Genomic DNA, 26,773 nt, shown 5'->3' on the forward strand with positions numbered 1-26,773 from the left:
GGCGTCGCTGTCACCAAGTCGTTCCAGGTCCCGGTGTGAAGCGCAGGGGTGGCCCCTCATCGTAGGGACGACACTATCGCCCGCACGATCACACTGTCCGCCCGGATGGACCAGCCGATCGCTACCCGCGCAGGAAACTCACGATTCCCTCGGAGATTCCCTGCGCCGCCTTCTGCCGCCAGGCGCCGCTGGTGAGCAGCGCCGCGTCCTTGCTATCGCGCATGTTGCCGCACTCGATGAACACCTTGGGAACCGTTGACAGATTGAGACCGCCGAGATCGCTCCGCGTGACGAGACCGGTGCCGCCGCCGACGTAGTTGGACGGCGGCTCGCCGGTGAGCCGCACGTACCGGCCCGCGATGCGGGTGCCCAGATCCTTGGAGGGGCCGGTGATGGGGCGGGTGTCGGCGCCGCCCGCGTGCACGGACGCGGGCAGGATGACGTGGAAGCCGCGGTTGCCCTCGGCCGAGCCGTCCGCGTGGATGGAGACGGCCGCGTCGGCGCGCGCGGTGTTGCCGATGCGGGCACGTTCGTCGACGCACGGGCCCCAGGGCGGCGAGTCGCCGTCGTGCGTCAGTTTCACGGTGGCGCCCTGCCGTTCCAGCAGCGTGCGCAGCCGGTGTGCGACGTCCAGCGTGAACCGGGCCTCCGTGTAACCCGAGTTGGTGGAGGTGCCGGTGGTGTCGCACTCCTTGCGGTTCGTGCCGATGTCCACCTGGCGGTTGATCTCGGAGGGGTGCTGGAAGTTGCCGGGGTTGTGGCCCGGGTCGACGACGACGACCTTGCCCTTGAGCGCTCCGGAGGCCGCGGGCGCCGAACTGTCCGCCGGGCCCGGGTCCTTGGCGTCGTGAGCGGAGTCGCCGGCCCGCGGGGGCGTGGCCGGCGGGGCGGACACGCCGGCCGAGGAGGAGGAGACGGCGGGCGAGGCGGAGCCCGCGCCGCCGGAGGACCCGCCCGAACCGCCCGCCGTCTCGTAGACGAGCCAGCCGAGCAGCGCGCCGGGCACCAGCGCGGCGAGCGCGACGGTCAGCGGTCCGCGCCGGGGCCGGCGCGGCTGCGGGGGATCGAAGTCCGGTCCTACGTACGACACGTCTGCCACCCTAACCGCCGTGCGGGACGCCCACATGGCGGTGGGGCCCAACGGGCGACGGGCCCCGGTGCCGCAGCCGACCGCGCCGGGGTCAGATCCCCGGGCCGGTCCGGCGCAGCACGCGCAGCGAGCCGGTCACCGCGGTCTCGGTGAACGCGCCCGATTCCAGGGCCCGCAGGTAGACCCGGTACGGCGCCTGTCCGGTGAACTCGTCCTCGGGGTGCGGGAAGACGTCGTGGATGACGAGGAAGCCGCCCTCGGCGACATGCGGCGCCCAGCCCTCGTAGTCGGCGGTGGCGTGCTCGTCGGTGTGGCCGCCGTCGACGAAGACGAGGCCGAGCGGGGAGTTCCAGATCGCGGCGATCCGCGGCGAACGGCCGACGAGGGCGACCACGTGCTCCTCCAGGCCCGCCCGGTGCAGGGTGCGGCGGAAGGCGGGGAGCGTGTCCATCAGGCCGATCTCGGGGTCCACGGTCTCCGGGTCGTGGTAGTCCCAGCCCGGCTGCTGCTCCTCGCTGCCCCGGTGGTGGTCCACGGTCAGCGCGGTGACGCCGGCCTCGCGGGCCGCGTCCGCGAGCAGCACGGTGGACCGCCCGCAGTAGGTGCCGATCTCCAGCAGCGGCAGCCCGAGCCGCGCGGCCTCGGCCGCGGCCGCGTACAGCGCCAGCCCCTCGTCCGCGGGCATGAACCCCTTCGCCGCCTCGAACGCGGCCAGGATCTCGGGCTTGGGTGCCGCGGGCATGGGGATTCCTCTCGGTCGTACATGGGTGCGGTCGTACATCGGCGCGGTCGTGCCGGGTGCGGCCGGACTCGGTGCCGGACCCGGTCGCGCCCGGTCGCTGGATCTTCCGGGCGCCCATGCTGCCGCACCCCCTGCCGCGTGGCGACAGGGGGTGCGTATGCCGTGCCTCTCAGGCGCGCGGAGCGCTGGGCGGGCGGGGCCGCTCGGGCGGCCGGGTCAGGCGCCGGGCGTCCCGCCCGGCAGGGGCAGGTCCAGGTCGACGGGGCGGTCGTCGCCGGCGTGCGTCGCGGCCGAGGCCAGCGGCCCGTGCCCGGCGGCCTTGGCGGCCAGCACGTACGGCCCCTCGGCGGGGACCTCGAGGGCGTAGGAGCCGTCCTCCTTGCTGAGGGTGGCGCCCGCCTGGCGGCCCCGGCGGTCGATCAGGGTCACCTTGGCACGGGCGACCGGGGTGCCGGCGGCGTCCAGCACCCGGCCGCGGAAGCCGCGCAGGACCTCCTCGGCGTGCCGGATTCCGGCCTCCTCCTCGCTGCTGGCGCGCAGCTGGGTGTGCTGGGACGGGCGCGGCGCCCGGGGCAGGAACACCGCGAGCAGCAGACCCACCGCGACGGCGGCCGTCGCGATGAGGAAGGAGACGCGGAAACCGTGCATGGTGGGGATCGCGACCCCGCCCACGTCGTTCGCCGTGTTGGCCAGCACCATGCCGATGACGGCGCTGGAGACGGAGGTGCCGATGGACCGCATCAGGGTGTTGAGCCCGTTGGCGGCGCCGGTCTCCGAGGCCGGGACCGCGCCGATGATCAGGGCGGGCAGGGACGAGTAGGCGAGGCCGATGCCGGCGCCCAGGACGACCGAGGTGACGATCGTCTGCCACGCGGCGTCCATCAGGCCGAGGCCGCCGCCGTAGCCGATGCCGATGATCAGCAGGCCGGTGATGAGAGTCGTGCGCGGGCCGTAGCGGGCCGACAGGCGGGCGTACACCGGCGCCGTGAACATCATCGTCAGGCCCAGCGGGGCCACGCACAGACCCGCGACCACCATGGACCGGCCGAGGCCGTAGCCGGTGGCGCTGGGGAGCTGGAGGAGCTGGGGCAGGACGAGCGAGACGACGTAGAAGCTGACGCCGACCATGATCGAGGCCAGGTTGGTGAGCAGCACCTCGCGGCGGGCGGTGGTGCGCAGGTCGACCAGGGGCGCCTGGACGCGCAGTTCGTACAGGCCCCACAGGAGGAACACCGCGACGGACGCGCCGAACAGACCGAGCGTCGTACCGGAGGACCAGCCCCAGTCGCTGCCCTTGGTGACGGGCAGCAGGAGCAGCACCAGGCCGGCGGACAGGCCGAGCGCGCCGAGCAGGTCGAAGGAGCCCTTGGCGCGCATCGGGGACTCGGGCACGACCAGCAGGGTGAGGGCGATGGCGAGCGCGCCGAGCCCGGCCGCGCCGTAGAACAGGGCGTGCCAGTCGGTGTGCTGGGCGACCAGGGCGGCGGCGGGCAGGGCGAGGCCGCCGCCGACGCCGATGGAGGAGCTCATCAGGGCCATGGCCGAGCCGAGCCGCTCACGCGGCAGCATGTCCCGCATCAGACCGATGCCCAGCGGGATCGCGCCCATGGCGAAGCCCTGCAGGGTACGGCCCACGATCATGGTGAGCAGGGTGCTGGTGACGGCGCTGACCAGGGCGCCCGCCACCATCACGGCGAGGCTGAGGACCAGCATCCGGCGCTTGCCGTAGAGGTCGCCGAGCCGGCCCATGATCGGGGTGGCCACGGCGCCGGACAGCAGGGTCGAGGTGAGGACCCAGGTGGCGTTGCTGGGAGCGGTCGCCAGCAGTTGCGGCAGGTCCTTGATGACCGGCACGAGCAGGGTCTGCATCACCGCGACCACGATGCCCGCGAAGGCGAGCACCGGGACCACGGCCCCGCCGGCCCGCCGGGGTGAGGGATCGGTCGTGTGGGTCATTGAGTGAGGCCTCCCGCGTGACATGAGTGCCGGGTAAACCTCGTATGCACGGGCAACTATTCCGTTGCTTCGAGTCCCTAACGAATCCTTGACCCGCTCATGGGTTTCTGACCTCACGTCAGCCGGCGCGCGATCCCCGGCCGGGACGGGCTACCGGACCTCGAAGATGATCACCTGGCTCACAGCCAGCCCTGCTGCCGGGCCTCCCGGACCGCCTCCGCGCGGTTGCGGGTGCCGGTCTTGCCGATCGCCGAGGAGAGGTAGTTGCGGACGGTGGACTCGGACAGATGGAGCCGGCCGGCGATGTCGGCCACCGTCGCCCCGTCCACCGACGCCTTCAGCACCTCGCGCTCACGGGCCGTCAGCGGATTCGGCCCGGCGCTGAGCGCCGCCGCGGCCAGCGCCGGATCGACCACGGTCTCCCCGCCCAGCACCCGCCGGACCGCCGCGGCCAGTTCCTCCACCGGCCCGTCCTTGACGAGGAAGCCGGCCGCACCGGCCTCCATGGCCCGGCGCAGATAGCCGGGCCGGCCGAAGGTGGTCAGGATCAGCACCCGGCAGCCGGGCGCCTCCTCCCGCAGCGCGGCCGCCGCGTCCAGGCCGCTGATGCCGGGGAGTTCGATGTCCAGCAGGGCCACGTCCGGCCGGTGGAGCAGCGCCGCCTCCACGATCGCGTCGCCGGTCGACACCTGGGCGACCACCTCGATGTCGTCCTCCATGCCGAGCAGCAGGGCGAGGGCCCCGCGCATCATGCCCTGGTCCTCGGCGAGCAGGACTCGGATGTCGTTCACGGGCCAAGGGTAGCCAGGGCCGCCCATAAAGACTCCCCCTCGTTCGCCGCCGCAGGGGTTGACGGCCCCTCGGTAATGCGAAAACAATCGCCTCTGCATTTCCGGTAATTGTTCGGTACTTCGACGGCTGAATTGGTTCGGTATTTCGGTCGAACGATGTCCGGTATACCGACCGGCCGTTCTCGCACCACCGCTCACCAGGTACGGAATCCGCGACCCCCCCCCACAACCGACCGAGGTGCACCCGTGTCTCCCACTCCTCCGCGCCCGCGCCCCCCGCGGCTGAGAACTGCCGCCCTCTCCGTCCTCGCGGTGTGCGCCGCCCTCGCCGCGCTGCTGCTCGGCGCCGGCGCCCCGCCCGCCGCCGCCGCGAGTTCGCTGCCCTGCGACGTCTACGGCGCCGCCGGCACGCCCTGCGTCGCCGCGCACAGCCTGGTCCGCGCCCTGTACTCCTCGTACAACGGCCCGCTGTACCAGGTGCAGCGCGCCAAGGACGGGGCGAAGAAGGACATCCGCCTGCTGTCCGCCGGCGGATACGCCGACGCGGCCGCCCAGGACACCTTCTGCTCCGGCACCACCTGCATCGTCACCGAGATCTACGACCAGTCCCCGCGCCACAACGACCTGACGGTCGAGGGCGCGGGCGGGGCCGGCGCGGCCGACGTGGGAGCGCCCGCCGACGCCCTGCCGGTGACGGCCGGCGGCCACCAGGTCTACGGCCTGGAGATCTCCGCCGGCATGGGCTACCGGGACAACTCCACCTCCGGCGTGGCCGTGAACGGGCAGGCCGAGGGGATGTACATGGTGACCTCCGGCACCCACGTCAACAACCGCTGCTGCTTCGACTACGGCAACGCCGAGACCAACAACCTGGACACCGGCAACGGCCACATGGACGCCATCAACTTCGGCACCGAGTGCTGGTTCGCGCCCTGCTACGGACAGGGCCCCTGGGTGCAGGCCGACCTGGAGAACGGACTGTTCCAGTCGGACGCCGGGTACAGCAGGAACACCTACAACACCGGGACCGGACCCATGCCGTTCGTGACCGCGCTGCTGAGGAACAACGGCCAGAACCATTTCGCGCTGAAATACGGCAACGCGCAATCCGGCGGACTCACGACCACCTATTCCGGCGGTGAGCCCACCGCCGGCGGCTACTCCCCGATGCACCAGGAGGGCGCGATCGTCCTCGGCACCGGCGGCGACAACAGCAACGGCTCCATCGGGTCCTTCTTCGAGGGCGTGATGACCGCCGGCATCCCGACGGACGCCGCCGACAACGCCGTCCAGGCCGGCATCGTCTCCGTCGGCTACGGCGGCCCGACCGGCAGCACCGGCTCCCTGACACCCGGCTCGGAGATCTCGCTGCGCGCGACGACCTCCTGCTGCACCACCGAGTACGTCCGCCACCAGAACGACGCGGCGGTCATCTCGCCGGTGGCGTCGGGCAGTTCCGCCCTCGACAGGAACGACGCGACCTGGATCGTGCGCCGGGGACTCGCCGACGCCTCCTGCGTCTCCTTCGAGTCGCGGAACTACCCCGGTGACTTCCTGCGCCACTTCGACTTCCGGCTCCGGCGGCAGCCCATGGACGGCACCGCACAGTTCCGGGCCGACGCGACCTTCTGCCCGCAGACCGGCAGGAGCGGCGCCGGTACCTCGTTCGCGTCGTACAACTACCCGACGCGGTACCTGCGCCACTACGACCACGACGTCTACATAGCGGGCAACGGCGGTTCCAACGCCTGGGACGCCGGCGCCTCCTGGAGCGACGACGTGAGCTGGGCGGTCAGCAGTCCCTGGGCGCCGTAGCCGCCGCCACGGCCGTCGTCCGGGCCGGCGGCTCCACCGGGAGTTCGGCGGTGACCGTGAACCCGCCGCGCGGCGTCGGGCCCGCCCGCAGGGTGCCGCCCGCCGCCGCGAGGCGCTCGGTCAGGCCCGTCAGCCCGGTGCCGCCGATGCCCTCCGCGGCGCGCGGGGCGGCCCCGCCGGTGCCGTCGTCGGTGACCGTGAGCCGCACCCGCTCGACGGCGCTGTCGACGGTGATCTCGCAGCGGGTGGCGTCGCTGTGCCGGACGACGTTGGTGACCGCCTCGCGCACCACCCAGCCGAGCAGCGCCTCGGCCGCCGGGGCGAGCGGGCTGCCGGACCGGTGCACCACCGGCTCCACGCTCGCCGCGGACAGTGCCGAGCGCGCCCGGGCCAGCTCGGTGGCCAGGCTGCCCTCGCGGTAGCCGGTCACCGCCTCCCGGATCTCGGTGAGGGCCTGCCGGCCGACCGACTCGATGTCGCCGATCTGGCCGAGCGCCGCGTCCATGTCGCGCGGGGCCAGCCGCCGGGCCGCCTCGGACTTCACCACGATCACCGACAGGGTGTGGCCGAGCAGGTCGTGCAGATCGCGGGAGAAGCGCAGCCGCTCCTCCTCCACCGCCCGCCGGGCCAGTTCCTCCCGGGCGGCGCGCAGTTCCCGCACGGCCTCGGACAGGCCGAGGATCGCCGCGGTCACCATGCTGGACAGGAAGGTCGCGTAGGCGATGTTCGTGGCGTCCGACCAGCCGCCGCGGACGGCGGAGACGGCTCCCGCGTACACCGTGAGGAGCAGACCGACGCGGCCCAGCCACGGGCCGCGCAGGGTGGCGCCGGTCGCGAGCCCGAGCAGCGGGAAGAACATCAGCCAGCTCCCGCCGTACCCGAGGCCCAGGGCCGTGGTCAGCAGCCCCATCAGCAGCAGCGCCACCCGGGTGGAGGGCGCCCGGCGCCTGTCCCGGTCGAAGGCGCGGAAGGTGACGTAGACGTACAGGGAGTTGAAGGCGAGCAGGCCGAGGCCGCCGACCCACGGGTTGGGGGTCTCGCCCTGGAGCAGGTTGGAGAAGGACCCCAGGCCCATCAGCAGCCAGGGCAGCAGGGAGAAGCCGGTGGGAGGCGGCCCCGGATGACCGGCGCCCGCCTCCCCGCCGTCCTTCCGCCCGGCCCGCCGCGCGGCGCCGAAGCGCACGGTGTCCGTCCGCCGGCAGGACCGCGCCTCGCCCTGCTCCCGCGGCCCGCCTCTTGTCCGTGCCCACCACGCCATGTCCGTCGTCCCCCGATCGAATGGTCACCGCCCGGCGGCGGTACGTCGGCCAGCGTACGAACAGGGCGCCCGCCCACGGCAGGTCCGCGCGTACCGACTCCGGCGGGACAAATGTCACGGGCGCCGGTCCGGCGCGGCACCGCGAGCCTTCCCAACCCGTGGGGGCTCGGCTATACAGAGGGCGCCGCACCGGAACGCGTTCCACTCCGGCCGGCCGGCCTCAGTTCAGGAGTTCCATGCCCATCGACGCAGCGAAGGTTCTCGCCGCCGAGCCCCGCTCCGGTGAGATCGCCTGGACCGCGAAGGACGTTCAGCTCTACCACCTGGGCATCGGCGCCGGCATCCCCGCCACCGACCCCGGGGAGCTGCGCTACACCCTGGAGTCCCGGCTGCGGGTCCTGCCGAGCTTCGCCACGGTCGCGGGCGGCGGACCGCCCGGTGTGATCAGCGGCCTGTCCACGCCGGGCGTCGACACCGACCTGGCCCGCGTCCTGCACGGCGGCCAGTCGCTCACGCTCCACCGCCCCGTCCCGGTGCGGGGCGCCGCCACCGCCACCTCCCGGGTCGCCGGCCTGTACGACAAGGGCAGCGCGGCCGTCCTCGTGCTGCGCACCGACGTCGCCGACGCCGACGGCCCGCTGTGGACCGGCGAGGCACAGATCTTCCTGCGCGGCGAGGGCGGCTGGGGCGGCGACCGCGGCCCCTCCGCCCGTCCCGCCCCGCCCGAGGGCGAGCCCGATCTGATCGTCGACCGGCCGGTCGCCGAGGACCAGGCCCTCCTCTACCGCCTCTCCGGCGACTGGAACCCGTTGCACGCCGACCCCGACTTCGCCGCGGCCGCCGGGTTCGAACGGCCCGTCCTGCACGGCCTGTGCACCTACGGCATGACCCTCAAGGCGGTCGTCGACACGCTGCTGGGCGGCGAGGCGAGCCGGGTGCGGTCCTACACGACCCGGTTCGCGGGGGTGGTCTTCCCCGGGGAGACCCTGCGGATCCGGATGTGGCGGGGGGAGGGCGCCGTGCGGGTGGCCGTGAGCGCCGTCGAGCGGGACGAGGCGCCCGTCCTCGCCGACACCGCCGTCGAACACTCCTGAGAACGTCGGACACTCCTGAGTACGGACGCTCCTGGAAACGAAGGAGGGGCTCCCCGTCGTACGACGGGGAGCCCCTCCTCGCGCGTTGCCGTCAGGCAGCCGCCTCGGCGGTCTCCTCGGCCGGCTTGCGGTGACGCCCACGCGGAGCCGTGTCACCGTCCTGGACCGCCACCGGCCCCCGGTGCCGGCCGTGGCCGCCCGCGTCCTGAGAGTCGGCAGACAGCTGCTGAGTCGTGCTGGTGTCGCTCATCGGAAGAATTCACCCCGTCAACATGATCTTTTTACAGCCGGGCGAGTGTAACCAACCCACCTCCGGCCGGATCCAGGCGGGCGCGCCGACCGGCACTACTTCGTTACAAGACGTCCAAGCGGCGCTTCCCGCAACGGCACCGGACGCACCGTCACCGGTTCCGGCGAGTCCGGTGCCGGCGTCCGCCGGGGCGCCTCGGACGCTCCGGGCGCCTCGCCGGCCGTGCGGTCCCGGACCGGATCCCCCGGCCCCGCCGCCTCCATCCCCGTCCAGGCCGCGGCCAGCTCCGCCACGCCGCACGGGACCTCTCCCGTGGCGTACGGCAGCCGCAGCACCCCGTCGCGCGTCCACAGCCCGCACCCGGTCAGCCACCCCTGCGGAGCCGCGAGATGACACACCCGCCGCTCGGCCGGCCGCCAGGTGCCCACCCAGTCGCCGGACGGCCCCGCGAAGCGCAGCGCCACGGCGCAGTTCTCCGGCAGCAGCACCTGCCCCGGCTGGATCGCGAACGGCGTCACCGAGCAGTCCGGGACGCGCAGGCACTTTGGGAAGCGCACCGGCAGCGTGCTGCCCAGGACCCCCCAGCCCAATCGTTCCTGCCCGGGGGAGGGCGCGTCGGAGGAGATCAGCAGCAGACCGCTGTCCGGATCGGCCAGCAGCAGCCGGTCGTCGCTGCCGTCCGCGATCTGCAGCAGCGGCGAGACCTCGCCGCCGCGCCCCAGGTCCACGACCACCGTCTTGGTGCGCCCGTCCAGCTCCCGGTCCAGCGCGAGCAGCCGCCCGTCGCCGTCCAGCCAGACCCCGCCCGAGCAGCGCCCCGGCACCTCGGCCAGCCGCTCGGGCCCCGCCGCGCCGCCCGCCACCAGCCACACCGCCGTGGCGCGGGGGCCGACGGCCAGGGCGTACGCCCGCGCGCCGCCCGGCGCCGGGGGCAGCAGCGTCAGCCGGGTGTCGGGGTCCGGGCACGCCACCGCGCCCAGCGGCAGCTCCCCGGTGCCCGGCCCGGTCGGGTACAGCAGGCAGAAGGTGTGCCGGCGGCCCTCCACCAGCCGGTGGATCAGCACCCGTCCGTCGCCCATCGGCTGCACCTCGGTGCCGGGCTCCTCCGGCTGGTGGCCGGGCAGCGGCACCGCGTACGGCTCCGGGCCGTCCAGCGTCCAGCGCTCCGGGAACCAGGAGTCACCGTCCGGCGCGAGGCGGGCGGCGTACGCGCCGTCCGCCGTGATGGCGCACCCCGTCCCCGGCACGCCGTCGTCCTCGCCGGACCGGTCGGTCGAAGGGGGTTCGATCGCACAGGCCGTCATCGTTCGGTCACCTCCGGCGACGAAGCTAGTTTCGTACGCACGGGCGGGGGAGCAGGGGACGGCGGCTTCACACATACGGGTGGCGCAGAAGCGATTCAGCTGAGGGCACGGCGGCCCCTGTGCTGAACGCCTCCGCCCGGGCCGGAGGCGGTACATCCGCACAGAACGGCCAGGTAGCCTTTCCCCGTGCCCCGTCTGTCTGAAGTCATCGCCGCGCTGGAGACCCTGTGGCCCGCCGAGCGGGCCGAGTCCTGGGACGCGGTCGGCACGGTGGTGGGCGACCCCGACCAGGAGGTCACCCGGGTCCTGTTCGCCGTCGACCCCGTGCGGGAGATCGTCGACGAGGCGGTGCGGCTCGGGGCCGACCTGCTGGTCACCCACCACCCGCTGTACCTGCGCGGGACGACCACGGTCGCGGCGTCCACCTTCAAGGGCCGCGTCGTGCACACGCTGATCAAGAACGACATCGCGCTGCACGTGGCGCACACCAACGCCGACACCGCCGATCCCGGCGTCTCGGACGCGCTGGCCGGCGCGCTCGACCTGCGGGTCGTACGCCCGCTCGTGCCGGACCCGACCGACCCGGCCGGCTGCCGGGGCCTGGGCCGGGTCTGCGAACTCGACCACCCGCTCACCGTGCGCGAGCTGGCCGCCCGGGTCGCCGAGCGGCTGCCGGCCACCGCGCAGGGCGTCCGGGTGGCCGGCGACCCCGAGGCCGTCGTCCGCACCGTCGCCGTCAGCGGCGGTTCCGGCGACAGCCTCTTCGACCAGGTCCGCGCGGCCGGCGTGGACGCCTTCCTCACCGCGGACCTGCGTCACCACCCGGCCTCCGAGGCCGTTGCCCACAGTCCTCTCGCGCTGCTCGACGCGGCGCACTGGGCCACCGAGTGGCCCTGGTGCGAGCTGGCCGCAGCCCAGCTCGACGAGATCTCCGACCGTCACGGCTGGGACCTCAGGGTCCATGTCTCCAAGACGGTCACCGACCCCTGGACCGCCCACGCGGCGTCCACCACCACGACTCGACAATCGGGAGCCCCCAACTGAACGCCGCGCCCGCCGACCAGATCCGACTCCTCGACGTCCAGGCCCTCGACGTCCGCCTGCAGCAGCTCGCCCACAAGCGGAAGTCGCTGCCCGAGCACGCCGAGATCGAGTCGCTGAACAAGGACCTCACGCAGCTCCGCGACCTGCTGGTGGCCGCGCAGACCGAGGAGAGCGACACCGCCCGCGAGCAGACCAAGGCCGAGCAGGACGTGGACCAGGTGCGCCAGCGCGCCACCCGCGACCAGCAGCGCCTGGACTCCGGCGCGGTCACCTCGCCCAAGGACCTGTCCAACCTCCAGCACGAGATCGCCTCCCTCGCCAAGCGGCAGGGCGACCTGGAGGACGTCGTCCTGGAGGTCATGGAGCGCCGCGAGTCCGCGCAGGAGCGGGTCGCCGAGCTGACCGAGCGGGTCGGCTCCGTCCAGGCGAAGATCGACGACGCGACCGGCCGCCGGGACGCCGCGTTCGAGGAGATCGACGGCGAGGCCGCCTCGGTCACCAAGGAGCGCGAGGTCGTCGCCGGGTCCGTTCCCGCCGACCTGCTGAAGCTGTACGACAAGCTGCGCGGGCAGCAGGGCGGCATCGGCGCGGCCAAGCTGTACGCCCGCACCTGCCAGGGCTGCCGTCAGGAGCTGGCGATCACCGAACTGAACGAGATCCGCGCGGCCGCGCCGGACACGGTGGTCCGCTGCGAGAACTGCCGCCGGATCCTGGTGCGCACCGCCGAGTCGGGTCTGTAGGGAACCGGCGTGGTGCGGGAGTTCATCGTCGAGGCGGACGGCGGGTCACGGGGCAACCCGGGGCCCGCGGGCTACGGCGCCGTGGTGAGCGACGCGGTGACGGGGGAGACCCTGGCCGAGGCGGCCGAGTACCTCGGCGTCGCCACGAACAACGTCGCCGAGTACCGGGGCCTGCTCGCCGGCCTCCGCACCGCGCACGCCCTGGACCCGGGCGCCCGGGTGCACGTCCGGATGGACTCCAAGCTGGTCGTCGAGCAGATGTCGGGCCGCTGGAAGATCAAGCACCCCGACATGAAGCCCCTGGCGGCGGAGGCGAACCGCGTCTTCCCGCCCGGCCGGGTCACCTACGAGTGGATCCCCCGCGCCCAGAACACCCACGCCGACCGCCTCGCCAACGAGGCCATGGACGCGGGCGCGCGAGGCGAGCAGTGGTCCGCGTCCGGGGACGACGTCGAAGCCGAGGCGCTGCGCGAGGCGTCGGGTGCGGCGCGGACCCGGGCGGCCGTGACCGCCGTGTCCTCGGACGCGGCGCCGGGCGTGCCCGGTGACGCCGCCGCCGCGGCCGCCGGTGCGGCGGACGCCGGCACCGACGTGACCGCGGGCGAGCGTGCCGCCGAGAGCGCCCCGGGTGTGGGCGAGCGGCGCCCGGCCAGCCCCGCCGAACAGCAGCCTCCGGGCTCGGCGGCGCCGGTCGTGCCTGGTGACGCCGCCGCCGTGGCCGCCGGCGCGGCGGACGCCGGTACCGACGTGGCCGCGGGCGACCGTGCCGCCGAGAGCGCCCTGGGTGCGGGCGACCGTGCCGCCGAGAGCGCCCTGGGTGCGGGCGAGCGGCGCCCGGCCGGCGCTGCCGAGCAGCGGCCTTCCGGCCTCAGCGCACCCCGGCCTTCCGGCGCTGCCGAGCAGCGGCCTTCCGGCTCCAGTGCACCCCGGCCTACCGGCTCCGCCGAGCAGTCGCGGACGCGGGGCTGGAGCGCCGCACCCGACCTGGGCGCCCCCGCCACCCTGGTGCTCCTCCGCCACGGCGAGACCCCCCTCACCCCGCAGAAGCGCTTCTCCGGCAGCGGCGGCACCGACCCCTCCCTCTCCGAAGCGGGCAGGGAGCAGGCCCGGCGGGCCGCCGCCGCGCTGGCGCGGCGCGGCACCGTCCAGGCCGTCGTGGCCTCGCCCCTAGCCCGTACCCAGGAGACCGCCCGCATCGTCGCCGCCCGCCTCGGCCTGGACGTGACGGTCGAAGAGGGGCTCAGGGAGACGCACTTCGGCGCCTGGGAGGGCCTCACCTTCGGCGAGGTCCACGAGCGGTACCCGGACGACCTGAGCGCCTGGCTGGACGACCCGGACGTCCGCCCGACCGGTGGCGGCGAGAGCTTCGCCGAGACCGCCACCCGGATCGAGGCCACCCGGGACAAGCTGGTCGCGGCCCACGCAGGCCGCACGGTCCTGCTGGTCACCCATGTCACGCCGATCAAGACCCTGATCCGGCTCGCCCTGGGCGCGCCGCCGAAGTCCCTGTTCCGGATGGAACTGTCCGCCGCATCCCTGTCCGCGGTCGCGTACTACGCGGACGGCAACGCGAGCGTACGGCTGTTCAACGACACGTCCCACCTGCGTCCCTGAGCCCGGCCGACGGGCCCCGGCTAATCGGGCACCGGCCGACCGAGGCCCGCCGCGCCACGCGCCAGCTCCTCGATCCGCCCCCAGTCCCCGGCGGCCACCGCCTCCGCCGGGATCATCCAACTCCCGCCCACGCACCCGACGTTGGGCAGGGACAGATACTCGGGCGCGGTCGCGGGCCCGATCCCGCCCGTCGGGCAGAAGCGGGCCTGCGGCAGCGGGCCGGCCAGCGACCTGAGATACGCCGTGCCGCCCGCGGCCTGCGCCGGGAAGAACTTCATCTCCCGCACCCCGCGCTCCAGCAGCGCCACGACCTCCGAGGTGGTGGACACCCCGGGCAGGAACGGCACCCCTGCCCCGCGCATCGCCGCCAGCAGCGAGTCCGTCCACCCCGGGCTCACCAGGAACCGCGCCCCGGCCGCCACGCAGTCGGTCACCTGCTCCGGCGTGAGGACCGTACCCGCCCCGACCACCGCGTCCGGCACCGCGCCGGCGATGGCCCGGATCGCGTCCAGCGCGGCGGGCGTCCGCAGGGTCACCTCGATGGCGGGCAGCCCCCCGGCCACCAGCGCGCGCGCCAGCGGTACGGCGTCGGACACGTCCGACACCACCACGACCGGCACGACCGGCGCGAGATCCAGCACGGAGGCAGCCGAAGCGGAGGGCAGCGGTGAAGTCATGCCCTCATCGTGCCCAGCGGCGACACCCTGCGCAACGAACGTTGCGCATGATGCAACGGCTTCGAAAGGCGCCGGCGCCCGGCCGGCCGTGCTCAGTGGACCTCGTCCACCAGGACGTCCAGCGCCCACGGCCTCCCCGCCGTGCCCGGCGCCTGTGCCTCCACCGCGTACCCGAGGTCCCGCAGCGCCGTCACCAGCTCCGCCGGGCCCTTCGGCGCGGCCCCCTCCGACAGCAGGCTCCGTACGATCCGGCCCTTCGTGGCCTTGTTGAAGTGGCTGACGACCTTCCGGGTCGGCGCGTGCAGCACCCGTACGGTCGCGGTCCGCCCGGCGACCTCGCCCTTGGGCTTCCACGCCGCCGCGTAGGCGGCGGAGCGCAGGTCGAGCACCAGGCCGCGGCCCGCGGCCTCCGGCAGCACCTCCGCCATCGGGGCCCGCCAGTGCCCGGCCAGCGCGCCGAGCCCCGGCAGCTTCACGCCCATCGAGCAGCGGTAGGAGGGGATGCGGTCGGTCACGCGCACCGCGCCCCACAGCCCCGAGAAGACCAGCAGCGAGCGCGCCGCCCGCTTCTTCGCCGCGGCGTCCAGCGAGGCCAGGTCCAGGGCGTCGTACAGCACACCGGTGTAGATCTCCCCGGCCGGCCGGGCCCCGGCGGTGCGCAGGGCGGCGTTCTTCGCCACCTCGCCGCGCAGTCCCTCGCTCAGCCCCAGCACCTCGCGAGCCTTCTTCTCGTCGGCGGCGCACAGCTCGACCAGTTCCGCCAGCACCGCCTCCCGCGCCTCGGCCAGCCCCGGCAGGGACAGCGACTCCGGCTTCAGCGGGGCGCCACGACCCGAGGACGCTTTTCCTTCCGAGGGCGGCAGCAGGACAAGCACACGTACTCCTTCTCATCGGTTCAGCGCCAGCGTACGGGGTGCCGCGCACGCCCCCTCGCCCTACGCTCGACACATGCCCCGCCGCAGGATCCGGCTGACCGGCGCCCCCGAGGCCCCGCTGCGGGCCGCACTCACCGCGCTGCGCCCCGGACTCCGCGTACCGGAGGACTTCCCGCCCGAGGTGCGGGAGGAGGCCGCGCGTGCGGCGAAGAACCCCTTCGCCCTGGACCTGGACACCGCGGACTTCGTCTGACCGGCGGCGGGACCGGGCGCCCCGCGCGGCCGGTACCATGGTCGGCACGGCAGACGAGCCGGGCGGGCGGCCGCGTGGAGTTCCCGCAAGGGGCTTCCCGAGGAACGTCCGGGCTCCACAGGGCAGGGTGGTGGCTAACGGCCACCCGGGGTGACCCGCGGGACAGTGCCACAGAAAGCAGACCGCCGGGGGCCTCGGCCCTCGGTAAGGGTGAAACGGTGGTGTAAGAGACCACCAGTGCCCAGGGTGACCTGGGCAGCTAGGTAAACCCCACCTGGAGCAAGGTCAAAAGGAGCGCCGTGAAAAGCGCTCTGCGCGGACGTTCGAGGGCTGCCCGCCCGAGTCCGCGGGTAGACCGCACGAGGCCGGTGGCAACACCGGTCCTAGATGGATGGCCGTCGCCCCGGGGCCCGCGAGGACCCCGGGGAACAGAACCCGGCGTACAGCCCGACTCGTCTGCCCCTCACCGCCCTCACCGCCCGGTAAATCGAGTGCGTGTGTTCGAGCCGCTGCGATACGTTCCTGCCTGTTCGAAGGGGGAGCCGAAGTGGCGAAACTGAACCAGATCATCGCGGTCGAGAAGGGCGTCAAGAGCAAGTCGCTCCAGGACATCACCGCCGCGCACCACAAGGTGCAGAAGCCGGCGCTGCTGGCCGGCATCTCGCGCACGTACCAGCCGAAGGACGAGGAGGGCGAGCAGCTTCCGCCCGAGTCCACGCGCGTGCAGGTGCAGGGTGAGGACGTGCTGCGGGAGATGTCCGCCTCGCTCACCCGGCTCTTCGACGTGACCGCCACCAAGGACTGGGCGAACTGCGCGGCCCGCGCGGACGTCACGGTCGACGGCCGCACCGTCGTCGCCGACGTCCCGGTCAGCTATCTGCTCTTCCTGGAGAAGCAGCTCACCGACCTGCACACGTTCGTCAGGAAGCTCCCCACCCTCGACGCCGCCGAGTCCTGGTCCCACGACCCGTCGACGGACTGGTGGAAGACGGACCCGGTCCGCACGATCCGTACGAAGAAGGTCCCGCGCAACCACGTCAAGGCGGAGGCGACCGAGAAGCACCCGGCGCAGGTCGAGGTGTACTACGAGGACGTGCCCATCGGGTACTGGACCACCGTGAAGTTCTCCGGAGCGCTCCCGGCGCGCCGGGTGAACGAACTGCTGGAGCGGGTGGAGAAGCTCCAGCAGGCGGTGAAGTTCGCCCGTGAGGAGGCCAACGGCACCGAGGTCACCGACCAGCGGGTCGGCGACGCCGTGTTCGGCTACCTGTTCGGCTGACAACGGCCGGCGAGTAGCATCCATGATCGCCCCCGCGTGCGAGCGCGGGGGTGCGCGACAGGCGCGGGCCGGACTGAGGACCGGTCCGCGTGAGGAGCGCAAGCTGACACTGAAGTTCAGCCTGAAAAACGCGGTGACAGTGAAGGTTCGAGTCCTTCCCCCGGCACAGCCGCACCAACGGGCCGGGGTAGCCCAACATGGCAGAGGCAGCCGCGGTCAATCTCAGACTCTCGCTCCAGTCTCAGCATCGCCGCCGATCGCCGGATCGAACGGGGCCGGACGAACGCCGTCGGATGCGAGTTCGAATCTCGCCTGCACCTCTTGCGCGGTGCGGTAGTTCAAAGGAAGAACACGACCGCATGATGACTGATCCGTCCTCTTAAACGCCGCCGGCGTGCGCAATTGGGTGGCATCCCCAGGGGCCCGGGAGCTGGATACGACTCCCGGGCTCCGCCACGTCCCCACTCCGCCGGGCAGGTCACCCGGCACGTCGAGCCGGCCCACGCCTCTCCGTCACGCCGGCGGCTCCAGCGGCCGCTCGCGCACCCGGGTCAGGTGTCCTTCGAAGACCTCGCGCGCCTCCGGGGTCAGGGTGCGCAGGGCGACCAGGGCGGTGATGGCCACGTCGCAGAGTTCCGACTGGACGTCGTCCCACGTGTGGGTGATGCCCTTGCGGGGGTTCTGGCCGGTCGCGCCGATGACCGCCTCGGCGACCTCGCCGACCTCCTCGGAGAGCTTGAGGATGCGCAGCAGCAGGTTCTCCGGGCCGGGGTGCACGCGGGTGGCCTCCAGGCGGGACCAGAGTTCGTCCACGGCCGGCCAGAGGCCGGGGGCGGGATCCGCGGTGCCGGCCGTGCCGGTGGTGTCCTGATGGGTCATGCCGCGCAGACTGCCATGCCGCCGCGCGGCGCCGCCCCGCCGCTCCGGAAACAGGCCCCGACCGCTCGAACCGGGCCTACTCCTCGAACCGGGCCTACTCCTCGAACAGGGCCTCCTGCTCGCCCTCCTTCTGCTGCCGCAGCCGCCGGTTGCGGGCGCCCACCACCACGGCCGTCGCCGCCGCCGTCACGCCCAGGGCCACCGGGACCATCCAGCCGCGGTCGAAGACATGGCCGAAGGCGTGGTCGAGGGAGATGCGGCCGGGGCCGGTGATGGCGAGGCCGGCCGCGGCCAGCCCCAGGGACGCCGCGTGCTCGTAGCCGCCCTCCTGGGCGAAGAAGCCGTTGGGCATGTGGACCGCCGACGCCCCGGCCATCGCGCCCGCCGCCGCCGCGCCCGCCGCCGGGGTGGCGAGGCCCAGCGCCAGCAGCGCGCCGCCGCCCGCCTCGGCGAGGCCCGCCGCCGTCGCGCTCGCCTTGCCCGGGGCGTAGCCGACGGACTCCATGAACTGGCCGGTGCCCTCAAGGCCGTGCCCGCCGAACCAGCCGAACAGCTTCTGCGCGCCGTGTGCGGCCAGCACCCCGCCGGTCCCCAGCCGGAGCAGCAGCAGGCCCACATCGCGTCGGTCGTAACAGGTCACGGTGACTCTCCATCAGCAGGCGACAGGTCCCCCTCCGCGTTCCCACCGTCGCACCCCTCACCCCACCGGGCGCGTCCTGGGTGGCGTTCGGGTGGCGACCGCGGGGGACCGGTGTGAGCCTGACGCCATGACCATTCAGCCAGCCAAGCTGCGCGATCCGGCCGTCCGGGCGTTCGTCCACGCCGTCAACGCCCACGACCGCGAGAGCTTCCTGTCCCTCCTCGCGCCCGACGCGACGATGGCCGACGACGGCTCGGACCGCGACCTCGCCGACTGGATCGACCGGGAGATCTTCTCCTCGCACGGCCACATGGAGGTCGACAACGAGTCCAACGGCGGTCACACCCTCCTCGCCCGCTACCGCAACGACACCTGGGGCGAGATGCGCACGCGGTGGACCTTCACCGTCGGCGACGACGGGCGGATCTCGCGGTTCGAGACCGGCCAGGCCTGAACGCACGGGCCCCTTGCGAAGGGCGAGCAGCCCGAGCACCGTGCCGATCCCGGACTTCCGGTCCGTCCCCAGGCCGGGAGAGCGCCGACGCGATGGCCGCGGGGCAGCGCATCGCAGGCCAGCCGGCCGGCATCGAAGCCCGGCCCCTGCGAACCGCCCGCCTCGGGAGCCGAACGCGCCTTGGCGACCGTCATGTCGGCGCCGAGGCCGTACAGCGATTTCCGGACCTTGTCCTGAGTCTGCGTCATGCCGGCCGACACCGATTCGACGGTGATGACCAGCGCGATACCGAGCGCCAGACCCGTCGCGATCACCAGAGCGGCCTTCTTGCGGCGGCTCAGCTCGCGCTTGAGATGGATGCGAACATCCCGTTCCTCGACGGTACTTGGCGCCCGGTGTGGGCGCGGCCCCAAGCCAGGGAGGAACCTTGGAGGAGCCCTGGGTAAAGGATGTGCAAGGGCTGGGAAGGCGGCTGACTCACCGGATTCTCATGGGACGGCAAATTCCGGTCGTATACCCGGCTCCCGCGGACAAACCCCTGTTCGACGCGGTGTACGGTCCCGGGGTGCGTGATAGTTCCCGGCTCAGCCGGCGTGCCGTCCTCGGGCTGACGGCCGCCGCCCTTCCCCTTTCCGCGGCCGCGCCGGCCGCCGCCGCCACCGTCGTGGGCGGTGAGCGCCTGGCGCGTGGCGGAGTCCAGGTGCGCGGCGCCTCAGGACTGCCCAGGAAGCTCGACGCCCGCGCGTGGCTCGTCGCCGACGGCGAGAGCGGCGAGGTGCTCGCCTCGTTCAACGCGCACCGGCGCCTCGCCCCCGCGTCCACGCTGAAGATGCTCTTCGCGGACACCGTGCTGAAGAAGTTCGACCGCGCCGAGCGGTACAGGGTGACCGACGAGGACCTGGCCGACGTCCCGGCCGGTTCCAGCCTGGTCGGCATCAAGCCCGGCATCACCTACACCGTCGAGCAATTGTGGCAGGGGGTGTTCCTGCGCTCCGGCAACGACGCGGTGCACGTGCTGTCGCACATGAACGGCGGCATCGCCAAGACCGTCGCCGAGATGCAGGCCAGGGCGGAGGACCTGCAGGCGCTGGACACCCGGGTGGTCAGCCCCGACGGCTTCGACCACAAGGGGCAGCTCTCCTCGGCGTACGACCTCACGCTGTTCGCCCGGCACGGCCTGAAGGACGCCGAGTTCCGGGGCTACTGCGGCACCCGGACCGCCGACTTCCCGGCGGGCGGCAGGAAGACCTTCCAGATCCAGAACACCGACCGCCTGCTCACCGGCGCGTGGGGCCTGGAGTCGTACGAGGGCCTGATCGGCGTGAAGAACGGCTACACCAGCCACGCCGGGAACACCTTCACCGGTGCGGCCACCCGGGGCGGCCGCACCCTGCTGGTCACCGTGATGCACCCCCGGGTCGGCGGGAACGCGGTGTACGAGCAGACCGCCGCGCTGCTCGACTGGGGCTTCAGGCACGGCGGTTCGGCGCAGGCGGTGGGCGCGCTGGTCGAGCCGCTCAGCGAGGGCGGGGCGAGCGCGAGCCCGGCGCCGGGCGCGTCCCGGAAGGCGGCCCAGGCCGCGGCGGGCGCCCCCGGGAGCGGGCCCGGGCGCCCCTCGTCGTGGCGGCTGCTGGAGGGCGCGGCCGGCTCCGCGGCCCTGCTCGGCGCGGGTGCGTGGGCGCTGCGCCGGCGGCTGACCCGGGGGAGGGGGAAGGCGGCCGCGACCGAGGCCGGGACCCGGCCGGAGAGCGGAACCTGAAGAAGGCGCGGTGGAGATTCGCGGCAGCCGTTCCGCCGGCCGGTGCACACCCCGCGGTAGTCCGCGGGGTTCACCCCCAACCTGCGGCCGGTGGAACGGCTGCCGTCTCCCCCCTCGGAATGGCTCTGGAACTGCCGTGCCCCAAGTGTGAAGCTCTTGTGAAGAGAAGTTGACCATATGCGGCCGATCGGCCGCAATACCGCGAATGTTCGAATACCGGCCGCCCAACCGGCCTCAGCCGCGCCCGATGTAGGGCATCGCGGTCGCCAGCACCGTCGCGAACTGCACGTTCGCCTCCAGCGGCAGTTCGGCCATGTGCCGCACGGTGCGCGCCACGTCCGCCACGTCCATCACGGGTTCGGCGGCGGTCTGCCCGTTGGCCTGGAGCGCGCCGGTCTCCATCCGGGCCGTCATCTCGGTGGCAGCGTTGCCAATGTCGATCTGGCCCACGGCGATGCGGTACGGCCGCCCGTCCAGTGACAGCGACTTGGTCAGGCCGGTCAGCGCGTGCTTGGTCGCGGTGTAGGCGACCGACATCGGCCGGGGCGTATGGGCGGAGATCGAGCCGTTGTTGATGATCCGGCCGCCCTGCGGGTCCTGTTCCTTCATGACCCGGTACGCCGCCTGCGCGCACAGGAACGCCCCGTTGAGGTTGGTGTCCACCACGTGCCGCCAGGCGTCGTAGGGCAGGTCCTCGACGGGCACCCCGCCGGGCCCGAACGTGCCCGCGTTGTTGAACAGCAGGTCCACCCGGCCGAACCGCTCGACGGTGGCCGAGAACAGCGCCGCCACGTCCTCGGGCCGGGACACGTCGGTGCGCACCGCGAGCCACGGGCCCGCCGCCGCCCGCACGGCTGTCTCCTCCAGCGTCTCCGTGCGCCGGCCGGCCAGGACCACCGACCAGCCGGCGCGCAGCAGTTCCACGGCGACGGCCCGCCCGATGCCGGAACCGGCGCCGGTCACCACCGCGATCTTCGATTCCCTGTCAGTCATGGCTCCGCAGCGTAGGCGGCGAGTCCGCCATGCGGAATCGGCTGTCCGCCATACGGCTGGGGCGGCGCGGGAACCCGGCGGCGGCCGGACAGGAGCAGGGAAGCGGCCGGGCGGAACCCGGCGCGAGCCGGGAGGTCCTAGCCGGCGACCGCGGCCGCGGTCACGGCCTCCCCGGGGTAGCGCACGCCGATCCGCTCCCGGATCGCGTCCAGCGTCCGCATCACCGCGAGGCTGCCGTCCAACGGCACCAGCGGCGACTCCCGTTCGCCCGCCCGCAGTGCCCGCATCACCTCGGCCGCCTCGTGCCGCAGGCTGGTGCGCGGCCCGTCGGCCGGGTCCGCGGTGAACTCCTCGGAGTCGCGGCCGTCCCGGTGCAGCACGAAGCGCTCGGGGTGGAAGAAGCCGGCCGGGATGTCGATCCGGCCGAGGGAGCCGGTGACCGAGGCGGTGGTGCCGGTGCCCCCGGCGATGGAGCAGTGCAGCGAGGCCAGCGCGCCGCTCTCCCAGGAGAGCAGGGCCCCGGTCTGGAGGTCGACGCCCTCCGGCGAGAGCACCGCGCTCGCGGCGACGGCGTCCGGCTCGCCGAGCAGCAGCTGCGCGAACGACACCGGGTACACCCCGAGGTCCAGCAGCGACCCGCCGCCGAGCTCCGGATCGCGCAGCCGGTGCGCCGCCGGGAACGGGCCGGCGAGGCCGAAGTCGGCCTGCACGGTGCGGACCTCACCGATCGCCCCGTCGTCCACCAGCGCCTTGAGCCGGCGTACCAGCGGGTTGCAGTACATCCACATCGCCTCCATCAGGAAGCGGTCGTGCTCCTTGGCCAGCGCCACCAGTTCCCCGGCCTCGCGGGCGTTGAGCGTGAACGCCTTCTCGCAGAGCACGTTGCGCCCCGCCGTCAGGCACAGCCCGGCCGCGGCCCGGTGCGCCGCGTGCGGGGTGGCGACGTACACGACATCGATGTCCGGGTCCGCCGCCAGCGACTCCCAGTCGCCGTAGGCGCGGGTCACCCCGAACCGCTCGGCGAACGCCTCCGCGGACTCCCGCCTGCGCGACGCCACGGCCACGATCTCCGCGTCCGGCAGATCCACCAGGTCCGCCGCGAAGGCCGCCGCGATCCCGCCCGTCGCCAGGATCCCCCACCGCACGCTCTGCTGCCCCATCCCGCCCCGCCCTCGCTCATGTGTACCTCGGCAGTGTGTACGAGCTGAGAGCATAGGTGCCGGGAGAGCACGAGAGGGAGGGACACATGCCCGAGGACACCACGGCATCGGCACCGGAGACGGCGCACCCGGCCGGCGCCGAGCGCCTCACGGCCGGCGCCGCGCGGCCCGCCGGCCCGCTCCTCGTCCTCCTCCTCGGCGGCCTCACCGCGACCACCCCGCTGGCGATGGACATGTACCTCCCCTCGCTGCCGGAGGTCACCCGCACCCTGCACGCCCCCGCCGCCACCGTGCAGCTCACCCTCACCGCCTGCCTGGCCGGCATGGCCCTCGGACAGCTGGTCGTGGGGCCGATGAGCGACCGCTGGGGACGCCGCCGGCCGCTGCTGGCCGGCCTCGCCGTCTACCTCGTCGCCACCGCCCTGTGCGCGTTCGCGCCCAACGTCGAGACGCTGGTGGCACTCCGGCTGGCGCAGGGCCTCGCCGGCTCGGCCGGGATCGTCATCGCCCGGGCCGTGGTGCGCGACCTCTACGACGGCCTGGCCATGGCCCGCTTCTTCTCCAGCCTGATGCTGGTCTCCGGGGTCGCCCCGATCGTGGCGCCGCTGATCGGGGGCCAGATCCTGCGGGTGACGGACTGGCGCGGCGTGTTCGTCGTCCTCACCGTCGCCGGCGCCGCGCTCACCGCCCTGGTCTGGGCGCGGCTGCCCGAGACCCTGCCGCCCGCCCGCCGGCACCAGGGCGGAGTGGGGGAGGCGCTGCGCGCGATGCGCGGCCTGCTCGCCGACGCGCCGTTCAGCGGCTATCTGCTGGCCGGCGGCTTCGCCTTCGCCTCGCTGTTCGCGTACGTCAGCGCCTCGCCGTTCGTCGTCCAGGAGATCTACGGCGCCTCCCCGCAGACCTTCAGCCTGCTCTTCGGCCTCAACTCGGTCGGGCTGATGATCACCGGTCAGGTCAACGGCAAGCTGCTGGTGGGCCGGGTCGCGCTGGAGAAGGTGCTCGCGGCCGGCCTGGCGGTGACCGTGCTCGCGGCCACCGCCCTGCTGCTGATGTCCGCCGGGGCCTTCGGCGAGGTGGGCCTGGTCCCGGTCGCCGCCGCGCTCTTCGTGCTCATGTCGGCGATGGGCGTCACCCTGCCCAACGCCCAGTCCCTCGCCCTGTTGCGCACCCGGCACTCCGCCGGCTCCGCCTCCGCGCTGCTCGGCACCTCCTCCTTCCTGATCGGCGCGGTCGTCTCCCCGCTGGTCGGCGTCGCCGGGGAGCACACCGCCGTGCCCATGGCGGTCGTCCAACTGGCGGGTGCGTTGGTCGCGGTGGCCTGCTTCGTGGGACTGTGCCGTCCGTGGAGGGCAGGCACGAGTCCGGAGGGGGACCAGAACTGAGCACGCCGAGACTGCGCCCAGGCAACCCCGACCGCGCCGGGCTCGATCCCACGGAACTCGGTCACCTGGCCGACGAGGTGCACGCCCTGACCGCCGGGGTCCGCCCCTGGGCGGCCGGCGCCGTCGTGCTGGCCGGACGCGGGCCGGTGGTCGCCGTCGCCGAGGCAGCCGGCTGGGCGGTGCGCTACGCCTCCTACGACGCGGAGACCGGCGCCGGTGTCGAACTGCCGCCCGCCGAACGGGTCCCGGCCGACGTGCACACCCCCTTCGACCTGGCCTCCCTCACCAAGCTGTTCACGTCCGTCGCCGCCGTGCAGCAGATCGAGCGCGGCACCCTCGGCATGGACGCCCGGGTCGGCGCCTACCTGCCCGAGTTCACCGCCGCCGCCGAACACGGCATCACCGTGCGGCAGTTGCTCACCCACACCTCCGGTCTGCGGCCCGAACTCCCGTTGTACGACCGCCCGGACGCCGCCGCCCGGCTGGCGATGCTGCGCGCCGAGGCGCCGGCCGCCGCGCCCGGCACCTACCTCTACTCGGACCTGAACATGATCCTGCTCCAGTTCGTCCTGGAGCGGATCACCGGCCGGACCCTGGACGTGCTGATCGAGGACGGCATCACCCGGCCGCTCGGGATGACGGCCACCGGTTTCGGACCCCGCCCCGGCGCGGCGGCCACCGAGGACCAGCGGCTGCCGTGGGCCAAGGCGGACCGGGGGATGCTGCGGGGCGTGGTGCACGACGAGAACGCCTGGGCGCTCGGCGGTGTGGCGGGCCACGCGGGCCTGTTCTCCACCGCGCCGGACCTCGCGGTCTTCTGCCGGGCCCTGCTGGCGGGCGGCGCGTACGGCCCGGCCCGCATCCTCGGCCCCGACTTCACGGAACTCCTGCTGACCCCGCCCGGCCTGGGCTTCGCGGTGGACCAGCCGTGGTTCATGGGCGAGCTCGCTGGCCGGGGCGCGGCGGGCCACACCGGCTTCACCGGCACCTCCCTGGTCCTGGACCCCGCCACGGACACCTTCCTGGTCCTGCTGGCGAACACGGTCCACCCCCGCAGACGCCTGCCGGACAGCAGACCGAGAGCGACCATGGCGACCCACCTGTCCCGAGCCGTCCGCGGAGCCTGACCGCCGGGCACTTCGTCAGCACGGGCCCGCGACCCCACGGCCCCCGCCGCTCGTCCTGCGGCCCCCGTCCCGGTGTCCCGTGGCTTCCGTCCTGGGTGCGACCTGCGTCCCGGGTGCCCTGTGGCCTCCGTCCCGAGTGCCTTGTGGTGTCCCGCGGCCTCCGCACCGGGTGTCCCGCGGCCTCCGCGCCGGGCGTCCCCCGGCCCTTGTCCCGAGCCGTCCGCGGAGCCTGACCGACGGGCACTTCGTCAGCACGGGACTGCGACCCCGCCGTCACCTCGGCGCCGGTCGTCCCGCGGCCTCCGCCTCGGTCGTCCCGCGGCCTCCGCCCCGGTCGTCCCGCGGCCTCCGCCCCGGTCGTCCCGCCGCCTCCGCCTCGGTCGTCCCGCCGCCTCCGCCCCGGACGCCCCACAATCCCCGCCCCAGGCGCCCCGCAGCCTCCGCCCCAGGCCCCCGTCGCCTCCGCCCCCGCCCGGACCGGGCCCCTCCCGGTAGCTGAGAGAATCGCCGGGTGAACGTCCCAGTCTCCCCAGCCGACGCCCTCCGTGCCTCCGTCAGTGCGCTGCTCGACGGGCTGCCGCCCCGGCAGGCCGCCGGGGCCGTGGAGCGGCTGATCGCCAGCTACCGGGGCGACACCCCCACCCACGCCCCGATCCTGCGCGACCGCGCCGACGTGGCCGCGTACGCCGCCTACCGGATGCCCGCCACCTTCGAGGCGGTCCGCTCGGCGCTGGAGGCGTTCGCGGACACCCTGCCCGGCTGGGCGCCCGGCGGTCACACGGACGTCGGCGGCGGCACCGGAGCGGCGACCTGGGCGGTCACCGCCACCTGGGACGGGACACGGCCGGTGACCGTGCTGGACTGGGCCGAACCCGCGCTCGCCCTCGGCCGGGAGATCGCCGCCGCCAACCCGGCCCTGCGCGACGCCCGCTGGGAACGCGCCCGGATCGGCGCGGCGCTCACCCTCGAACCCACCGACCTCGTCACCGTGTCGTACGTGCTCAACGAACTCGCCGAGGCCGACCGTGCCGCCCTCGTGGACGCCGCCGCGGCCGCCGCGCAGGCCGTCGTGATCGTCGAGGCCGGTACGCCCGCCGGCTACGAGCGCGTCATCGAGGCCCGCGACCGCCTGATCGGCGCCGGATTCCGGGTGGCCGCGCCCTGCCCGCACAGCGCCGCCTGCCCCATCGCCCCCGGCACGGACTGGTGCCACTTCTCCGCCCGGGTCAGCCGCTCCTCGCTGCACCGGCAGGTCAAGGGCGGCTCCCTGGCCTACGAGGACGAGAAGTTCGCCTACGTGGCCGCCACCCGGCTGCCCGCCGAGCCCGCCCCGAACCGGGTGGTGCGCCGCCCCCAGATCCGCAAGGGGCAGGTGCTGCTGGACCTGTGCGAGGCGGAGGAGCGGCTGGGCCGCACCACCGTCACCAAGCGCCACGGCGGCCTGTACCGGGCGGCCCGGGACACCGACTGGGGCGACCCCTGGCCGCCCCAGGACCCGCCCGCCTAGGCCGTGTCCGCGAAGTCGCGTCTGCGTCGCGGCGCCCGGCACGCACTCTCGCCGCACCGGCCGAAAGCCCGAGTACACCCAGTACGAGGG

The 26,773-nt window shown here is 73.9% G+C and carries 25 protein-coding genes, 1 other RNA gene and 1 pseudogene; 13 read left to right on the forward strand and 14 right to left on the reverse strand.

Annotated elements, in window-relative coordinates; all coding sequences use genetic code 11:
- Window positions 1–121: 121 nt before the first annotated feature.
- The 4 genes from ACFYU0_RS11685 to ACFYU0_RS11700 form a co-directional block, all read right to left on the reverse strand.
- Window positions 122–1,090, reverse strand: a complete 969-nt coding sequence (locus ACFYU0_RS11685) for an N-acetylmuramoyl-L-alanine amidase (protein ID WP_389299859.1) — start codon at window positions 1,088–1,090, stop codon at window positions 122–124.
- Window positions 1,091–1,181: 91 nt separating this feature from the next.
- Complete coding sequence (locus ACFYU0_RS11690; RefSeq protein ID WP_389299862.1) at window positions 1,182–1,832, reverse strand: class I SAM-dependent methyltransferase; 651 nt, start codon at window positions 1,830–1,832, stop codon at window positions 1,182–1,184.
- 216 nt (window positions 1,833–2,048) lie between these two features.
- On the reverse strand, window positions 2,049–3,788 hold the full coding sequence (locus ACFYU0_RS11695; protein WP_389299865.1) for an MFS transporter: 1,740 nt from the start codon (window positions 3,786–3,788) through the stop codon (window positions 2,049–2,051).
- Between the two features lie 179 nt (window positions 3,789–3,967).
- Window positions 3,968–4,606: a response regulator gene (locus ACFYU0_RS11700; protein WP_389299868.1), complete on the reverse strand. Its 639-nt coding sequence runs from the start codon at window positions 4,604–4,606 to the stop codon at window positions 3,968–3,970.
- 219 nt (window positions 4,607–4,825) lie between these two features.
- Between ACFYU0_RS11700 and ACFYU0_RS11705 the strand changes: the two genes are divergently transcribed.
- Window positions 4,826–6,394 (forward strand): alpha-L-arabinofuranosidase B, encoded by a 1,569-nt coding sequence (locus tag ACFYU0_RS11705; protein ID WP_389299871.1) that lies wholly within the window; start codon window positions 4,826–4,828, stop codon window positions 6,392–6,394.
- Here the strand turns inward: ACFYU0_RS11705 and ACFYU0_RS11710 are convergent.
- The gene (locus ACFYU0_RS11710; protein WP_389299874.1) at window positions 6,372–7,652 is read right to left on the reverse strand and encodes a sensor histidine kinase; all 1,281 of its coding nucleotides are present in this window, start codon (window positions 7,650–7,652) and stop codon (window positions 6,372–6,374) included. The genes ACFYU0_RS11705 and ACFYU0_RS11710 overlap by 23 nt on opposite strands.
- A 236-nt stretch (window positions 7,653–7,888) precedes the next feature.
- Between ACFYU0_RS11710 and ACFYU0_RS11715 the strand changes: the two genes are divergently transcribed.
- Entirely contained in the window at window positions 7,889–8,746 is an 858-nt protein-coding gene (locus ACFYU0_RS11715) for a MaoC/PaaZ C-terminal domain-containing protein (protein ID WP_351659973.1), read from the forward strand.
- A gap of 91 nt (window positions 8,747–8,837) precedes the next feature.
- Here the strand turns inward: ACFYU0_RS11715 and ACFYU0_RS11720 are convergent, their stop codons facing one another.
- Window positions 8,838–8,996, reverse strand: coding sequence for a hypothetical protein (locus ACFYU0_RS11720; protein ID WP_389299878.1), 159 nt, complete (start codon window positions 8,994–8,996; stop codon window positions 8,838–8,840).
- A gap of 95 nt (window positions 8,997–9,091) precedes the next feature.
- Window positions 9,092–10,300 (reverse strand): hypothetical protein, encoded by a 1,209-nt coding sequence (locus tag ACFYU0_RS11725; RefSeq protein ID WP_389299881.1) that lies wholly within the window; start codon window positions 10,298–10,300, stop codon window positions 9,092–9,094.
- 186 nt (window positions 10,301–10,486) lie between these two features.
- Here ACFYU0_RS11725 and ACFYU0_RS11730 point away from each other — a divergent pair, with 186 nt between their 5' ends.
- The 3 genes from ACFYU0_RS11730 to ACFYU0_RS11740 are packed head-to-tail and all read left to right on the forward strand — an operon-like array spanning window position 10,487 to window position 13,698.
- The gene (locus ACFYU0_RS11730; RefSeq protein ID WP_389299883.1) at window positions 10,487–11,344 is read left to right on the forward strand and encodes a Nif3-like dinuclear metal center hexameric protein; all 858 of its coding nucleotides are present in this window, start codon (window positions 10,487–10,489) and stop codon (window positions 11,342–11,344) included.
- Window positions 11,341–12,084 (forward strand): C4-type zinc ribbon domain-containing protein, encoded by a 744-nt coding sequence (locus tag ACFYU0_RS11735; protein WP_351660191.1) that lies wholly within the window; start codon window positions 11,341–11,343, stop codon window positions 12,082–12,084. The genes ACFYU0_RS11730 and ACFYU0_RS11735 overlap by 4 nt, the downstream gene beginning before the upstream one ends.
- Before the next feature lie 12 nt (window positions 12,085–12,096).
- Window positions 12,097–13,698 (forward strand): bifunctional RNase H/acid phosphatase, encoded by a 1,602-nt coding sequence (locus ACFYU0_RS11740; RefSeq protein ID WP_389299962.1) that lies wholly within the window; start codon window positions 12,097–12,099, stop codon window positions 13,696–13,698.
- Window positions 13,699–13,718: 20 nt separating this feature from the next.
- Here ACFYU0_RS11740 and eda read toward each other — a convergent pair whose 3' ends face one another.
- Window positions 13,719–14,375, reverse strand: a complete 657-nt coding sequence (gene eda / locus ACFYU0_RS11745; protein WP_389299885.1) for a bifunctional 4-hydroxy-2-oxoglutarate aldolase/2-dehydro-3-deoxy-phosphogluconate aldolase — start codon at window positions 14,373–14,375, stop codon at window positions 13,719–13,721.
- Between the two features lie 92 nt (window positions 14,376–14,467).
- Window positions 14,468–15,250 carry a peroxide stress protein YaaA gene (gene yaaA / locus ACFYU0_RS11750; RefSeq protein WP_389299887.1) on the reverse strand — a complete coding sequence of 261 codons (783 nt, stop codon included), beginning with the start codon at window positions 15,248–15,250 and terminating at the stop codon, window positions 14,468–14,470.
- Between the two features lie 73 nt (window positions 15,251–15,323).
- On the opposite strand from yaaA, the gene ACFYU0_RS11755 reads away from it, so the two are divergent.
- From ACFYU0_RS11755 to ACFYU0_RS11765, 3 genes are all read left to right on the forward strand, one after another.
- Window positions 15,324–15,503: a hypothetical protein gene (locus ACFYU0_RS11755; protein WP_389299889.1), complete on the forward strand. Its 180-nt coding sequence runs from the start codon at window positions 15,324–15,326 to the stop codon at window positions 15,501–15,503.
- 54 nt (window positions 15,504–15,557) lie between these two features.
- Window positions 15,558–15,962: RNase P RNA component class A (gene rnpB / locus ACFYU0_RS11760), an RNA gene on the forward strand.
- An 88-nt stretch (window positions 15,963–16,050) separates the two neighbouring features.
- Entirely contained in the window at window positions 16,051–16,782 is a 732-nt protein-coding gene (locus ACFYU0_RS11765; protein ID WP_351659984.1) for a hypothetical protein, read from the forward strand.
- 513 nt (window positions 16,783–17,295) lie between these two features.
- On the opposite strand, the gene ACFYU0_RS11770 is transcribed toward ACFYU0_RS11765, so the two are convergent.
- Together ACFYU0_RS11770 and ACFYU0_RS11775 are read right to left on the reverse strand one after the other, a co-directional pair.
- Window positions 17,296–17,661, reverse strand: coding sequence for a MazG-like family protein (locus ACFYU0_RS11770; RefSeq protein ID WP_351659987.1), 366 nt, complete (start codon window positions 17,659–17,661; stop codon window positions 17,296–17,298).
- A gap of 94 nt (window positions 17,662–17,755) precedes the next feature.
- Entirely contained in the window at window positions 17,756–18,301 is a 546-nt protein-coding gene (locus ACFYU0_RS11775) for a DoxX family membrane protein (RefSeq protein WP_351659990.1), read from the reverse strand.
- 127 nt (window positions 18,302–18,428) lie between these two features.
- Between ACFYU0_RS11775 and ACFYU0_RS11780 the strand changes: the two genes are divergently transcribed.
- Window positions 18,429–18,755, forward strand: a complete 327-nt coding sequence (locus ACFYU0_RS11780; protein WP_351659993.1) for a nuclear transport factor 2 family protein — start codon at window positions 18,429–18,431, stop codon at window positions 18,753–18,755.
- A 131-nt stretch (window positions 18,756–18,886) separates the two neighbouring features.
- Here the strand turns inward: ACFYU0_RS11780 and ACFYU0_RS11785 are convergent.
- Window positions 18,887–19,114: pseudogene (locus ACFYU0_RS11785) on the reverse strand (ABC transporter permease); the annotation flags it as partial.
- A 131-nt stretch (window positions 19,115–19,245) separates the two neighbouring features.
- On the opposite strand from ACFYU0_RS11785, the gene ACFYU0_RS11790 reads away from it, so the two are divergent.
- Window positions 19,246–20,514 (forward strand): D-alanyl-D-alanine carboxypeptidase family protein, encoded by a 1,269-nt coding sequence (locus ACFYU0_RS11790; protein WP_389299964.1) that lies wholly within the window; start codon window positions 19,246–19,248, stop codon window positions 20,512–20,514.
- Window positions 20,515–20,748: 234 nt separating this feature from the next.
- Here ACFYU0_RS11790 and ACFYU0_RS11795 read toward each other — a convergent pair whose 3' ends face one another.
- A complete protein-coding gene (locus ACFYU0_RS11795) occupies window positions 20,749–21,507 on the reverse strand; it encodes an SDR family oxidoreductase (RefSeq protein ID WP_351659999.1) in 759 nt (252 codons plus the stop codon).
- Window positions 21,508–21,644: 137 nt separating this feature from the next.
- Window positions 21,645–22,667: a Gfo/Idh/MocA family oxidoreductase gene (locus ACFYU0_RS11800; RefSeq protein WP_351660002.1), complete on the reverse strand. Its 1,023-nt coding sequence runs from the start codon at window positions 22,665–22,667 to the stop codon at window positions 21,645–21,647.
- An 86-nt stretch (window positions 22,668–22,753) separates the two neighbouring features.
- Between ACFYU0_RS11800 and ACFYU0_RS11805 the strand changes: the two genes are divergently transcribed.
- The 3 genes from ACFYU0_RS11805 (at window position 22,754) to ACFYU0_RS11815 (ending at window position 26,683) form a co-directional block, all read left to right on the forward strand.
- Window positions 22,754–24,049: a multidrug effflux MFS transporter gene (locus tag ACFYU0_RS11805; RefSeq protein WP_351660005.1), complete on the forward strand. Its 1,296-nt coding sequence runs from the start codon at window positions 22,754–22,756 to the stop codon at window positions 24,047–24,049.
- The gene (locus ACFYU0_RS11810; protein ID WP_389299894.1) at window positions 24,010–25,176 is read left to right on the forward strand and encodes a serine hydrolase domain-containing protein; all 1,167 of its coding nucleotides are present in this window, start codon (window positions 24,010–24,012) and stop codon (window positions 25,174–25,176) included. Before ACFYU0_RS11805 ends, ACFYU0_RS11810 begins: the two co-directional genes overlap by 40 nt.
- Window positions 25,177–25,687: 511 nt before the next feature.
- On the forward strand, window positions 25,688–26,683 hold the full coding sequence (locus ACFYU0_RS11815) for a small ribosomal subunit Rsm22 family protein (RefSeq protein ID WP_389299897.1): 996 nt from the start codon (window positions 25,688–25,690) through the stop codon (window positions 26,681–26,683).
- The last annotated feature ends 90 nt before the right edge of the window (window positions 26,684–26,773 follow it).

It is taken from the genome of Streptomyces sp. NPDC003720 (assembly GCF_042875075.1).
GTDB lineage: Bacteria > Actinomycetota > Actinomycetes > Streptomycetales > Streptomycetaceae > Streptomyces.